The organism is Acinetobacter sp. NRRL B-65365, from assembly GCF_001605865.1.
In the GTDB taxonomy this organism is placed as follows: domain Bacteria; phylum Pseudomonadota; class Gammaproteobacteria; order Pseudomonadales; family Moraxellaceae; genus Acinetobacter; species Acinetobacter vivianii.
The window spans coordinates 23,364-36,376 of record NZ_LRPD01000010.1 but is presented as its reverse complement, the minus strand read 5'-3'; the positions used below and the strand labels follow the sequence as shown (position 1 = coordinate 36,376).

Below are 13,013 nucleotides of genomic sequence, written 5' to 3'. Positions count from 1 at the left end.
CCAGTATTCAAAATCAGGAAACAGATTCTTTCTCCAGATTTTTCTGTTTTAAGTGTTCCACATGCTGTCGGTCTGTTTTCCAAGAAGGCTCCAGCACTTCTTTTTCTATGCGATAACGAATTCTTTTTTGTTTCATCGGACTAATCACTTCTTGATTAAAACCTTTTATATATTTCAACCATGATTTACCACGACATACATTTTCAGGCATTTCTGTTTTAAATTCACTCCGTGCGGTAAATACAATAACCGAATGAATATATTCAGGTGCTACAACATCATTTAAAACCGTTTCCAGTACTTTGGTATGTTTATAGTTCTGATGCAAAGGGTTTTGAAACTTATAACTTTTTTTATAAATTTTCTGCGTCCACTGTTTTTGCCGTGCATTGCCAAAAATCCAGCCTGTATAATTTTTGGTTTCGATAATAAAAACCCCATAAGGGCTTATTAGAATATGATCAATTTGTGTGGTACCTTGTTCGCGATCTGGCAGCGTACAGTTATTTAATAAGATATATTCTTCACCTAGGTTCTTAGTCACATCGGCTGAAACCTGCATCTCACCGACTTTACCTTTAAAATGTGGTGATTTTAGATAAGCAATCAAAATGAATAGAATAAACATCAGAATGAAATAGAAAAACATATCCCCGATCCCACTTATAATTTTTAAATGTTTAACAAAATAATTTTAATAAGTTTTATAAATATCATATTTTAGGATAGGAAAAAATCCAGACGTAAAAAAACCGCTAAATTAGCGGTATTTTATCTCATCTTTAAGATGATGGTCGGAGCAGTAGGATTCGAACCTACGACCCCCTGGTCCCAAACCAGGTGCACTACCAGGCTGTGCTATGCTCCGAAATTGGGGTGAATGACGGGATTCGAACCCGCGACAACTGGAATCACAATCCAGGGCTCTACCAACTGAGCTACATCCACCATCAAAATTTAGTTCTATGTACCAAGCGACCAAATGGCGCGCCTGACAGGATTCGAACCTGTGACCATCCGCTTAGAAGGCGGATGCTCTATCCAACTGAGCTACAGGCGCATAACGATGATAATAATATCAAGCGATACTTCGCCGATCTTAAACTAATGTTTTACAACACTATTTTAAATGGTCGGAGCAGTAGGATTCGAACCTACGACCCCCTGGTCCCAAACCAGGTGCACTACCAGGCTGTGCTATGCTCCGATTTCTCAGCTTTTAGTGTATCGCACATCGTGCGGTACGGTGTGCATTCTAGGCGCGACGCTCTGGAACGTCAACACCTATTTTTCAAAAATATTAAAAATCCTTACCAAATGTATATTTAACAAGCATCTTGATGCTTTTTAACGCTTTAATGAGGCACTAAAGTTCAACATTCGATCTAAAGGCAATTTAGCACGTTCCGCCAAAGCTGGATCAACGTGTATTTCTTGATCAGCATGCTGTAATACATGCAGAATTCCATCAAGTTCATTCATTGCCATCCACGGACAATGCGCACATGAACGACAAGTTGCCCCCTCACCTGCGGTTGGCGCTTCAAATAATTCTTTGTCTGGCACTGCTTGTTGCATTTTATAGAAAATACCACGGTCGGTTGCTACGATCATTTGCTTATGCGGTAGAGTCTGAGCTGCTTTGATCAGTTGCGAAGTGCTTCCCACTGCATCTGCAATATCCACCACCGATTCAGGTGACTCAGGATGCACCAAAACCGCTGCATCTGGATAAAGCGCTTTCATTTGTGTAATACCGCGGGCACGAAATTCTTCATGTACGATACAAGCACCATCCCATAGCAACATGTCAGCGCCGGTTTTTTTCTGGATATAGCGACCTAGATGCTGATCAGGCGCCCAAATAATTTTTTCACCTAAACTATCGAGATGTTCAATGATCTCAACCGCACAGCTTGAAGTCACTACCCAATCTGCACGGGCTTTCACTGCTGCTGAGGTATTGGCATAGACCACTACAGTATGATCAGGATGTTGATCACAGAATGCAGCGAACTCATCCACTGGACAACCTAGATCAAGTGAGCACGTTGCTTCCAAAGTCGGCATCAATACCGTTTTCTCAGGTGATAAGATTTTTGAGGTTTCCCCCATAAACTTCACACCAGCCACCACCAATGTTGTCGCAGGATGATCACGACCAAAACGCGCCATTTCCAATGAGTCAGAAACACAACCACCTGTCAGTTCAGCAAGCTCTTGCACTTCTGGATCACAGTAATAGTGCGCCACAAGCACAGCATTGCGTTTTTTAAGTTCTGCTGCGATTTGAGCGAACTTTTCTTGTTTCACTTCTGGGCTAAGGCTATTGTCCTTTGGCTCACCCAAACGATCTAAATGCGCCTGCACAATATTTTTGGCTTCGTTCGCAATTAAATTCGCATCATTCATAAAACGTCTTCTCTATCCTGCGTGCTTGCATTACTGCAAACCTATAACGTGGGTGTCTGGGTGATTATTTGTTGAGAATCACACTGTCCACAAACCAGCTTATAAAAAAAGCCCCACTGTGGAGGCTTCATTATAACGCAAATTTATGAGCGATAATCGGCATTAATTTTTACATAGTCATAAGAAAAGTCACAGGTATAAACCGTGTCTTTTGCCGTACCACGACCAAGATCAATACGAATGGTAATTTCTTTTTCAGCCATCACCGCAGCGCCAGCTTCTTCGGTATAGTCAGGGTTTGCACCACCATCCAGACAGATTTGCACATCGCCCAACCAGACTTGAACCTTGCTACTGTCCAGATTTGGCACGCCCGCCTTACCAATGGCCATCACAATACGTCCCCAGTTTGGATCTGAAGCAAATAATGCAGTTTTAATAAGTGGTGACTCTGCAACGCTATACGCCACATCACAACACTCTTGCGTATTTGCTCCACCCTCAACCTGAACCGTAATGAATTTGGTTGCACCTTCACCATCACGTACGATTAATTGCGCCAAACGATCCATAATACGTGCAAGCACGGCAAGAACGTGTTGATAACGCGCATCATCCTGACGCTGGATTTCAGCGCCACCGGCCAAACCTGTAGCCACAAAGATACAAGAGTCATTGGTCGATGTATCACCATCAATCGTGATGCGGTTAAAGGAATGCTCAACCGTGGTTCGCAATAAACGCTGTACCAGTTCTTGGCTAATCGGTGCATCAGTCGCAACAAAACTCAACATGGTCGCCATATTCGGACGGATCATACCCGCACCTTTACTGATACCAGTCATGGTATAAGTCACGCCATCCAGTTCGAACTGCTCAGATGCGCCTTTCGGTGTGGTGTCTGTGGTCATGATGCCAGATGCCGCTTCAGCCCAACGATCTGCATTTAACTCATTTAATGCAGGCTGAATGCCTTGAACCAAACGTTCAATCGGCAATTGTTCCCCAATTACACCTGTTGAAAAGGGCAAAATCTGGTTGGTTTGTACACCAGCTAACTCAGCCAACTTGGCACATGTGGCTTCTGCATTTTTATAACCGACTGTACCTGTTGCTGCATTGGCATTGCCCGTGTTGATGATCAGGTAACGTGGGGTATTTTCTGCTAAATGCTTTTTACTCAATTGAACAGGCGCAGCTGCAAAAGCGCTTTGGGTAAATACCCCAGCAACCTTTGATCCTTCAGCAAATTCAAAAATGACTAAATCTCGTCGATTTGGATAACGTACATACGCCTCAGTTGAGCCAATTTTTACACCCTGCACCACATGCATAAGTGGCATAGTTACGTCACCAACAGCCATTTTTAAACTTCCATTCATTAAGCTTTAAAGATATTAGTTTGATATTTAATTAGGAGTTTTTTCTCATCGGAGTCTTATTGAACTTTCATCCCATTTCTGGGTAAGCCTTCGGCTCGACCTACTTTTCTTTCGGGAAAAGTAGGCAAAACCATTTGTCATCCGCAAAACCTGTTCATTTCTTGCATTTATCTAATTTCAATCATAAATAAAATATCTGCATCTTCTTTAAACCACGCAGGTTGAGGGTGACGTTTCCGCGTATCAAAAATCTACTAAGGTTTATATATCAGACCTTGCCTTAAAAGCTTATGCTAAATAATCAGAAAAATCGAGTATTAACAATACAGATTATGGAATTTGGCTTTGCTCTAAACTGAGTAAAATCTGCTTCTTATCCAGACCACCCGCAAAACCCACCAAAGCCCCACTCGAACCAATCACCCGATGACACGGCGCAATAATCGAAATCGGATTCTTGCCATTGGCAGCACCCACCGCACGCACTGCTTTTTCATTCCCCAACTGAACAGCTATCTCTTTATAACTGCGCGTTTCCCCATAAGGAATATTCAATAATGCTTGCCAAACCTGTTGCTGAAAGGCTGTTCCCTGAAAATCCAGAGGCAGATCAAATTGCTGACGTTGCCCCGCAAAATATTCTTCTAATTGTTGTTTCACTTTATGCAACATTGGATGCTGGCGATCTTCAATCAACTCGGCTAAACGAACCCGTTTATGATCTTCGTTATCCCACATCACCGCAACCAATGCCTGATCATGTGCAACCAGCTTTAATGCGCCAACAGGCGAATCCATATACATATAAACCAGTTGCATCATGTTCTCCTTAAACCATTAATTTGATGAGAGCTTCATCAACATCAAACCTGATACAATCAAAACCGCTGCAATCATCCGCATCGCAGTCATCGGTTCATTTAACACCATGATCCCGACAATAAAAGATCCAATCGCACCAATCCCGGTCCAGATGGTATATGCCGTTCCTAGCGGAAGTGTACGCATTGACATCGACAGCAACACCACACTTAACACCATGAAAACAATCGTTATGATACTTGGCGTTAACTTGGTGAATCCTTCAGACAACTTCATCGAGTATGCCCAGATCACTTCAAAAATACCTGCCAAAACTAAAATTGCCCACGCCATTTTATTACGCTCAACTTTATCAAGGGTTGGGTCGTCCCAACGTGATTCTTTCGAGGGAGGTCGTCCTCCTAAGCCAAGCAGTGTACTGTAAAATAAACCATGATGTGCTGTGTTATGTATTAACTCACATGAAATTTTTAGCTCTGGTCAGTGACTCATCCTATTTCTTTCGTAAGGCTTTTAACCATTGTTCGAAACGTTCAATAAGCTTGGATAAAAACTGTTGCAACTGGCTTAAAGCATTTTCATTTGAAGGGTTCAATTGACCTGCATGTGTCTTTTTCTTGGCTGTTGCAATTTCCAAAGGTTCATAATGCGGCATGGTTTGTTGTAGCTCAGCACCCAGATTTAAGCTCTGCAAAGCCACTGTGACAACCTCAATTGGATCTTGATGATAAAGCGCCAAATGACGGGCATCGACATCAATGCAATGTTCAATGAGCAGTTCCGAAAAAGGAATGAGAGCTTGCCTTACCCGTTGTTGTTCTACATCACTCCTCATATCAGGAATATGATAAAAACTGACATACATACTGTCATCAAGTGGAATCAGTTCAAGCTGAGAAGTAGAGACGCGCTGCGGCTTTTCGCCCGACGGAGTAGCCTGAGTATTTTTATCTCTTATTGGATTGTCTTGTTGTTCTAAAGCCATTTATGCACCATGAATGACTCAAAAAAGATACTGTTAGTATAAACCAACAGTATCTTGAAAAAATGACATTTTAAACAAAATATCAAAACTTTAGCGTAAGTCCGGCACCATAGATCCAACCTGTTTCAGAATCAGTGGCTTCTTGCCAGTCAGTCGCCTTGCGCCCCTTGTTATAGCCATAAGCCACATCAATAAAAGGCATCACACGATTCTTCACAATTTCATATCGGGTTTTAATCCCCACTTCTGCATCGGCAAGCCCTGTTTTGGCGGCGTACTTGGATTGATCTTGCAGTACCCATTGCATTTCCAGATAAGGCTGCATAATCAGCTTTTGTGTGAGCAAGAAATCACGTTCTGTTTCCAGCACAAAGCGCCATTGCTGATCCTGTCCCGCATACAGATGTGCATCGGTTTCGAAGAAGTATTGAGCCATGCCATGTAAACCCACGACAGCCTCAAACTGTTCCTTATCGACTTGCTGCTCAGCGTTATAACGGTAATTTACACCAGCTTGGACATCCCAAAAATCTGAAATATTACGGCTATACAGAGCCGCAATACGTTGCTCCGATTTTTCAGACTCTGCCTTAGCATAATCGGCATTGATAAACAATTTATTTTCATCACTACCCACCCAAGTTTTTAATTTAGACTTAAGCGTACCCTTGCCATCTTCATCCAGCAACCATGCGTTATCCAACTGAGTCGATTGATAGATTTGCCCACCATGTTCACGGGTATGGTCGTGCTGCCCATGTTCTGTTTCAGGCGGTTGCTGAACTGTTGTCTGATGTTGATGCTGTGAATGATCCATCGTAGATGAAGCAGCCACTGGCATATTCTGTTGTGCAGGCATTTCCATTTGCATCATGGCGTCATGCCCTTCATGTGCATAAGCTAGTCCACTCAACGAAGAAACCATGCCACCGATTGCCAATAATTGTGTATATCGTTTCATTTTAGAAACTTGCTTAGTGATGTGCATGGCTCGCTCCTTGAGATGATTGAACAGGGGCTTGAACTGGAGTTTTTGAATCGTCTACATTGGCAACGATCAGCTTACTCATCATGCCTGCGCTCATGTGATATAACAGGTGACAATGGATTGCCCATTCTCCTAATTCATCCGCAGTCAACAAAGCTGTTACCGTCTTACCAGGCGGTACAATCACTGTATGTTTATTTGGCATGTCCTGTGGCGCCTGACCATTTTCCAGTTGCATAAACATGCCATGCAAATGCATCGGATGCGCCATCATACTGTCATTGACAAATTTCAGGCGGATACGCTCACCATAACGCACCGTTAAAGGCTTAAAGTCAGGATCACTAAACTTCTTGCCATCAATGGTCCAGATATAACGTTCCATGGTTCCGCCCAGACGAATCACCACTTCACGTTCTGCTGGACGGCTATATTTTTCTGGCTGGGGTTGTAAAGATTTAAGATCAGCATACGTTAAGGCTTTCTGACCAGCTGGGGTTGCAGCATTGGCCCAGCCTTGTACAGTATTGGTGCCTTCTTTTTCAGAAGAGTCCTTCATTTGATGCTGGCGATGCTCCATGTCTTTCATGTTCATCTGTACATGAGCACTATGATCCATTTGCGACATGTCCATATTTTCATGTGAAGCATGATCCATGCCTGCATGTTGTTTAGAGGCATCGGCCTGTTTGTTCTGAGCAGTCTGATGTTGGCCATGATCCATCTTGCTCATGTTCATTTGCGTATGCGCGCTGTGATCCATAGCTGATTGCGAGGTCGTTGCAGTCTTCGTTTTTTCCTGTGGCATCTGATGTTGACTATGGTCCATTTCGCCCATTTTCATTTGACCATGCGAACCATGATCCATCCCCATATCTTCCATGGTTAATAAGGCACGTGGACGTGCTTTTGGAATCTGAACCCTCGTCGGAGTGGTCAGCATTTCATTCTGCAATGAGGCAATAGCAAAGCCAGAGCGATCAATCGACTCTGCTTCAATTTGATAATGTGCCTGTTTCGGTTCGACCAACACATCATAAGTTTCTGCCGTACCAATACGGAACTCATCTACAGGAATAGGCTTTACTGGCTGTCCATCGGCACTGACCACGGTCATTTTCAGGTTAGGAATACGTACATCAAAAAATGACATCGCCGATGCATTGATAAAACGCAAACGTACCTTTTCACCCGTCTTAAAAATACCTGTCCAGTTTTGCTGTGGCGTCTGCCCATTCACCAAAAAGGTATAACCCGTGACATCGGACAAATCCGTTTTCAGCATGCGCATCTGGTTCCACATCGAGCGATCTTGCCAAGTTGCTTTCAAGCCTTGTTGCTTGAACTGTTTCCAGACATCGCCAACTGTTTCACGCTGGTTCTGATAATACTCGGCTGATTTCTTCAGATTTGCCATGATCTTGTCACTTTCAGTTTCATGGAAATCAGACAACATCACCACATAATCACGTTCAGCTTTTTCATGTGCTGCGACAGGCTGCTTGCCTTTTGGATAAATCACCAAAGGGCCATATAAACCATCCTGTTCCTGCCCCTTGCTGTGCGCGTGATACCAGTAAGTGCCATTTTGACGAACCTTAAAACGGTACTCAAAACTGCCATTCGGCTTAATACCTTTGAAACCGTTAAAGCCTGGCACACCATCCATGAGTCCGGGTAAAAGCAGACCATGCCAGTGTAAAGAAGTATCTTGATCTTTGAGCTGGTTATGAACATGAATGACAGCTTCATCCCCCTCCTCAAATTCAAGCAGCGGCGCAATAAATTTCCCATTCACGGTAATACGTTGTACGGATTTACCTGTCACATTGACAGTGCCCTGATTAATATTGAGATGATATTCTTTAATTGCTGCCACACTATAAGGTGCGAACAATAAGCTTAGGCTAGCGACAACACCAGCATATATTTTTGAGGACATGATGATTTCCTAATCTGTTAACTTTAAAAATGCTCACTTCGCTTTTCACAAAGCGAAAGAGCCTGCAAAGACAGATCAGGTTCTAGGAGGGCGTAAAATCTCTTGCCAATAGCCAGCAAGATGCCGAGCTTGGTAGTCCGTATTGATATACGTACTCAGCTCTAAAAATGGCGAAGCAGAAAGGCTTGGCGTATTTTGGTCTAAAGCGAAATTGATGCTTTGGCAATGCGAGATACTATTACAATCCTGACAATGCAGATGATCCTGCATCTGTCCATCATGGCATTGACCGAGACTCATGCGATCTGCATGTGAGCTTTGCGCAGGATGATGTTGCATCATTTGCTGATCATGACACGATAAGGTTGAAACAGTAGATGAATGATGAGCATGAACCTCTTGAACTGCTGCAACGGCCGCACTGCTTCCCCCGATGAAAAAGATCATCAGGAATACAAACCACAAATGTCTGTATTGCTTGCGAAATTGCACTAAAGGTTCCTTGTTTCTATCAATTCAGGTAATTGAATATGCCTAGCATAATTTCTTTCTGCTTTATGCACAATGATCTCACTGTTTAAATTCTTATCATTATATTCAACAACAGCATGATTTCGCTGTTTTCTTGGCCGATTCAAACCTTTAAGCCCACCGCGCAAAAATAGTGCAAAATAAATAAGTTAGCGCATAAAAAAAGGACAAAAAATTGTCCTTTTTTCGTTTTTTTGCTGTGAATATAAACAACTGAAATCATTTTGTTTATTTTAACAACATCTTATCCACCTGCTTATCAACATGGTTATCCACCCAGTTATAAACAAAGTTATCCACAAGCTTATGTGAAAAATAGGATGAAAACACTAAACTTCTGTTGCACCAACTTGAGCCAGCTCTGCACGCATCTGATCGATCACCGCTTTATAGTCTGGTTGACCAAAAATTGCCGATCCAGCCACGAACATATCCGCACCCGCTTCTGCAATCTCACGAATATTTGCTGGGCCAACACCACCATCAACTTCTAAACGGATATCACGACCGCTGGCATCAATAATTTGACGCGCCTGACGCAATTTATCCAAAGTCATTGGGATGAATTTCTGGCCGCCAAAGCCTGGGTTTACGCTCATCAATAAAATCTGGTCGACTTTATCCAGCACATAATCAAGATAATGCAATGGTGTTGCCGGGTTAAATACCAAGCCTGCTTTTGCACCACCCGCCTTGATCAATTGCAAAGAACGGTCAATGTGATCCGTTGCTTCTGGGTGGAAGGTAATAATTTCTGCACCCGCTTCAATAAAATCACCAATCATGCGATCCACAGGTGAAACCATCAGATGCACATCGATAGGTGCTTTGATACCGTAATTTTTCAGTGCCTTACATACCCCTGCACCAAAAGTAAGGTTTGGTACATAGTGGTTATCCATCACATCAAAATGTACAACGTCTGCACCTGCAGCTAGAACTTTTTCTACCTCTTCACCTAAACGCGCAAAATCAGCAGATAAAATCGAAGGAGCAATCAAATAAGGCTTGGACATGGATGACCTGGCAAACTCTGAGAAAAATGATGAAATGATTATAACAAATTCAGCACACTTAGGGCTGTTACAAAGTCATTATTCAAGCATTGCAAACTTGCAACAACGCGTTGCATCTGGACTATTTTTATCTCGCCTGCGCTTTGCTATGTTAGTCAATGAAATTAGAGGAAGAAAAGCAACATGAATAGCAGCACAAATATCACGACGACTGAAGGAAAACGTATTAGTAAACGTTTGCTCAATCACTGGAAGCATAAGTTTGAAGTTGCAGAAACGGAAACAGAGACAAAAATCTTTATGCCTACTGCTACCGTCACCCTCACACCGCATGAACAGCATTTGGCGGTGCTGATTGAAAACCAGCAAGATGATATCGCACATCTCGAACAAGTGGTGATCAATCATTTAAACCGTATGGCACAGCAGGAATTTGTGGCTGAATGGCAGCACAATTAAAAAGAAGCTCAAATGAGCTTCTTTTTTTATCCCGCTACTTTTTCAAGCTGAATGGCGTGGAACTGTAGATGATCATCGATAAAACTTTGAATAAAGTAATAGCCATGATCATAGCCTTTGTGTAGACGTAAAGTGAGCGGTTGCTCAGCCTCCAGACAGGCTTGTTTAAATTTTTCAGGATTCAGCTGAGCAAAAAACTGGTCATCCAGTCCTTGATCAATGAGGATTTCTTCAAATAATCCACCTTTCTGCTGCACCAGCACGGTCGCATCATGTGTCGCCCATTGCTGCTGATCAGTGCCAAGATATTGGCTAAATGCTTTTTCACCCCACGGGCAAATACTTGGCGCACAAATCGGCGCAAAAGCCGAAACCGATTTGAATTGGTCAGGATATTTAAAAGCTAAGGTCAATGCGCCATGTCCACCCATTGAATGTCCAAAAATTCCGACCTGGTTTTCAGCCACAGGAAACGATTGTAAAACATGCACATAGAGTTCATCAACCAGATAAGACTCCATTTGATAATGCTCAGCCCAAGGTTGCTGGGTCGCATTAATATAAAAGCCAGCTCCCTGTCCAATATCCCAATGATCGCCTTGTGCAACACCTTCACCACGCGGAGAAGTATCAGGTGTAATTAAAATCAGGCTGAGTCGAGCCGCCATCCGCTGTGCATGGGCTTTAATCGCAAAGGTTTCTTCGGTACAGGTTAAGCCTGCAAGATAAAACAAGGCTGAACACGCCTTGCCTTCCAATGCCGCAGGTGGCAAATAGACACCCACTTTGGTGCTGCCTTTAAGATGTTGAGACTCAAGTTGATAAATACGTTGCTCACCCTCAAAACAACGGTTTTTTTGCAGTAGCTGCATGTTCATCATCCTGTGTTTTTGTAATGTCTGTAGATGCAATATTTTGTGTCGGGAACAGATACGGTTCAAGCTGTGGCAGCATCAATTCCATATTACGACCGATCGACCATTGCGGTTCAGATGGTTCAACACCTTGTGCCACTTCCCACTTGGTCACGGTCTGCTTAGCCTGCTCAAACGCTTTTTTCATGGAATATTGTTCGCGCATCGCCAGATCAAAAAACGCCCGACCAAAATAAGTATAGTCTGCTTCGTTATTACAGCCAAAAGAAGTTTTGTCTGCCGCAGAAGCAGTAATAATTAAAGTATCTGGTGATTGTAAAGCGGGAATAAAACTACCTGAGTAACACGCTGAAATCACAATAACACGCCAGCGAATTCCAGATTTATCTAGCGTTTCTCTTAACCATTTTGGATCGACCTGATCCAGATTAAGAGGTGCATTTTCAATTTCAAAATGATTACGCTCACCATGCGATGTCATATATAGAAACAACACATCGCTATCACGATTCATTTGCTGACCAATACGGCGTAAAGCCAACTCCATACTGGTTTTCGATGCGATTGGCACTTCTAAACGCGTGGCTGGATTGTTAATCAGCATAATCGAACGCCCAAAGGTTCCAAACCGCGTATCAAACTGTTCTCTTATACGTTCAATTTCCGATTTGAATACATCCACATAGCTATCACCAGCCACCCCCATAAAGTACCAGTGGCTTTGTGCAATATCACCATATTGAATCTGATCCAATGCCTTATCCAGCAAATGGCTTTGCGCATAGAAGGCATCTTCGGCAAAACTTGGCGGGGTCTGTTCCACTTTCCAGATCGGCTGATCCTTTACTGAAAGCTGCCATACCACCATGGTTGCAATCGTTGCCACAAAAACCAGCGCCCGCTCCCACCAAGGCCAGTTCAAAGCACGAGAAAAGACCCAAATTACAGCCAGACTTTGCCAGACAAATAGACCAACAAACAGTGGCGGCAGGAAACCGTTATAGATACTGTCAGGAATAAAGTTCAGATAGCCATTCGAGCCAAGATATTGGATAATGCATTGTAAAAGCAGAATATTGGTATCAAGCACTAACCACAGTAATGCAGGCACCAGCATCAAACGCGGCTGATTCATCCGTTGCGAAAGAAAAATACCGACAATAAGAGCAATAAAAGGCCAAAGTGCGTAGCCAATCAAACCTTGAGCATTGAACTCCCCCATTTGACCCGCCACCAACCAGCTATAAAGCGAGTTGGTACAGCCACCGAGGATACCCCAGAGAATCAACTGGGTAATAGAAGGATGAACAACCTGTAAGGAACGGCGAGACCCGAGGAACAACCACATTCCAGCAATTTGGTTACTTTTAAAATCATGCCAGAGATTAATGGACGGTTTGAGGTCTATCATAAAATTCTTCGGGAGTTTCTCTTTTCAAGCCTAAACTGAAAATATGCCATTCTAATGATTGAATGTGCAGTACTTTTCCTAAAAGACGCAATGCGTGACTGTAGTGTAAGCTCGACAAGAATTTTTTAGCAATCATGCTTTTGCACTATATCACAAATCTTTACCGAGCATTGACGCAAGCCAAACAATC

Annotated in this window: 14 protein-coding genes and 4 tRNA genes; 2 read left to right on the top strand and 16 right to left on the bottom strand. The window is 43.0% G+C overall.

The window, feature by feature from the left end; translation table 11 throughout:
- Positions 1-13: 13 nt before the first annotated feature.
- The 14 genes from AWW72_RS06640 to rpe all read right to left on the bottom strand — a co-directional run bounded on the left by AWW72_RS06640 (position 14) and on the right by rpe (position 10,078).
- On the bottom strand, positions 14-649 hold the full coding sequence (locus AWW72_RS06640; RefSeq protein ID WP_062846807.1) for a nuclease-related domain-containing protein: 636 nt from the start codon (positions 647-649) through the stop codon (positions 14-16).
- 142 nt (positions 650-791) lie between these two features.
- Positions 792-868, bottom strand: a tRNA-Pro gene (locus AWW72_RS06635).
- 4 nt (positions 869-872) lie between these two features.
- Positions 873-948 (bottom strand) — tRNA-His (locus AWW72_RS06630).
- 35 nt (positions 949-983) lie between these two features.
- Positions 984-1,060 (bottom strand) — tRNA-Arg (locus tag AWW72_RS06625).
- A 70-nt stretch (positions 1,061-1,130) separates the two neighbouring features.
- Positions 1,131-1,207, bottom strand: a tRNA-Pro gene (locus AWW72_RS06620).
- A 140-nt stretch (positions 1,208-1,347) separates the two neighbouring features.
- Entirely contained in the window at positions 1,348-2,412 is a 1,065-nt protein-coding gene (gene nadA, locus AWW72_RS06615; protein WP_004774940.1) for a quinolinate synthase NadA, read from the bottom strand.
- Between the two features lie 143 nt (positions 2,413-2,555).
- Complete coding sequence (gene argJ, locus AWW72_RS06610; protein ID WP_062846806.1) at positions 2,556-3,776, bottom strand: bifunctional glutamate N-acetyltransferase/amino-acid acetyltransferase ArgJ; 1,221 nt, start codon at positions 3,774-3,776, stop codon at positions 2,556-2,558.
- Positions 3,777-4,124: 348 nt separating this feature from the next.
- A complete protein-coding gene (locus AWW72_RS06605; protein ID WP_062846805.1) occupies positions 4,125-4,613 on the bottom strand; it encodes a methylated-DNA--[protein]-cysteine S-methyltransferase in 489 nt (162 codons plus the stop codon).
- A gap of 18 nt (positions 4,614-4,631) precedes the next feature.
- Entirely contained in the window at positions 4,632-4,949 is a 318-nt protein-coding gene (locus AWW72_RS06600; protein ID WP_004774947.1) for a DMT family transporter, read from the bottom strand.
- Positions 4,950-5,109: 160 nt separating this feature from the next.
- Positions 5,110-5,601 (bottom strand): hypothetical protein, encoded by a 492-nt coding sequence (locus AWW72_RS06595; protein ID WP_062846804.1) that lies wholly within the window; start codon positions 5,599-5,601, stop codon positions 5,110-5,112.
- A gap of 82 nt (positions 5,602-5,683) precedes the next feature.
- A complete protein-coding gene (locus tag AWW72_RS06590) occupies positions 5,684-6,589 on the bottom strand; it encodes a copper resistance protein B (RefSeq protein ID WP_062846803.1) in 906 nt (301 codons plus the stop codon).
- Positions 6,576-8,531 (bottom strand): copper resistance system multicopper oxidase, encoded by a 1,956-nt coding sequence (locus AWW72_RS06585; protein ID WP_062846802.1) that lies wholly within the window; start codon positions 8,529-8,531, stop codon positions 6,576-6,578. The genes AWW72_RS06590 and AWW72_RS06585 overlap by 14 nt, the downstream gene beginning before the upstream one ends.
- A gap of 75 nt (positions 8,532-8,606) precedes the next feature.
- Positions 8,607-9,023, bottom strand: a complete 417-nt coding sequence (locus AWW72_RS06580; protein ID WP_062846801.1) for a hypothetical protein — start codon at positions 9,021-9,023, stop codon at positions 8,607-8,609.
- Between the two features lie 368 nt (positions 9,024-9,391).
- The gene (gene rpe, locus AWW72_RS06575) at positions 9,392-10,078 is read right to left on the bottom strand and encodes a ribulose-phosphate 3-epimerase (RefSeq protein WP_004774957.1); all 687 of its coding nucleotides are present in this window, start codon (positions 10,076-10,078) and stop codon (positions 9,392-9,394) included.
- Here rpe and AWW72_RS06570 point away from each other — a divergent pair.
- Both AWW72_RS06570 and AWW72_RS06565 read left to right on the top strand, forming a co-directional pair.
- Positions 10,077-10,265: a hypothetical protein gene (locus AWW72_RS06570; protein WP_062846800.1), complete on the top strand. Its 189-nt coding sequence runs from the start codon at positions 10,077-10,079 to the stop codon at positions 10,263-10,265. The genes rpe and AWW72_RS06570 overlap by 2 nt on opposite strands.
- Positions 10,262-10,537 carry a DUF2218 domain-containing protein gene (locus AWW72_RS06565; RefSeq protein WP_062846799.1) on the top strand — a complete coding sequence of 92 codons (276 nt, stop codon included), beginning with the start codon at positions 10,262-10,264 and terminating at the stop codon, positions 10,535-10,537. The genes AWW72_RS06570 and AWW72_RS06565 overlap by 4 nt, the downstream gene beginning before the upstream one ends.
- A gap of 26 nt (positions 10,538-10,563) precedes the next feature.
- On the opposite strand, the gene fghA is transcribed toward AWW72_RS06565, so the two are convergent.
- Both fghA and AWW72_RS06555 read right to left on the bottom strand, forming a co-directional pair.
- On the bottom strand, positions 10,564-11,409 hold the full coding sequence (gene fghA / locus AWW72_RS06560; RefSeq protein ID WP_062846798.1) for an S-formylglutathione hydrolase: 846 nt from the start codon (positions 11,407-11,409) through the stop codon (positions 10,564-10,566).
- Positions 11,378-12,823, bottom strand: coding sequence for a C13 family peptidase (locus tag AWW72_RS06555; protein WP_004774961.1), 1,446 nt, complete (start codon positions 12,821-12,823; stop codon positions 11,378-11,380). Before AWW72_RS06555 ends, fghA begins: the two co-directional genes overlap by 32 nt.
- Positions 12,824-13,013: the final 190 nt, after the last annotated feature.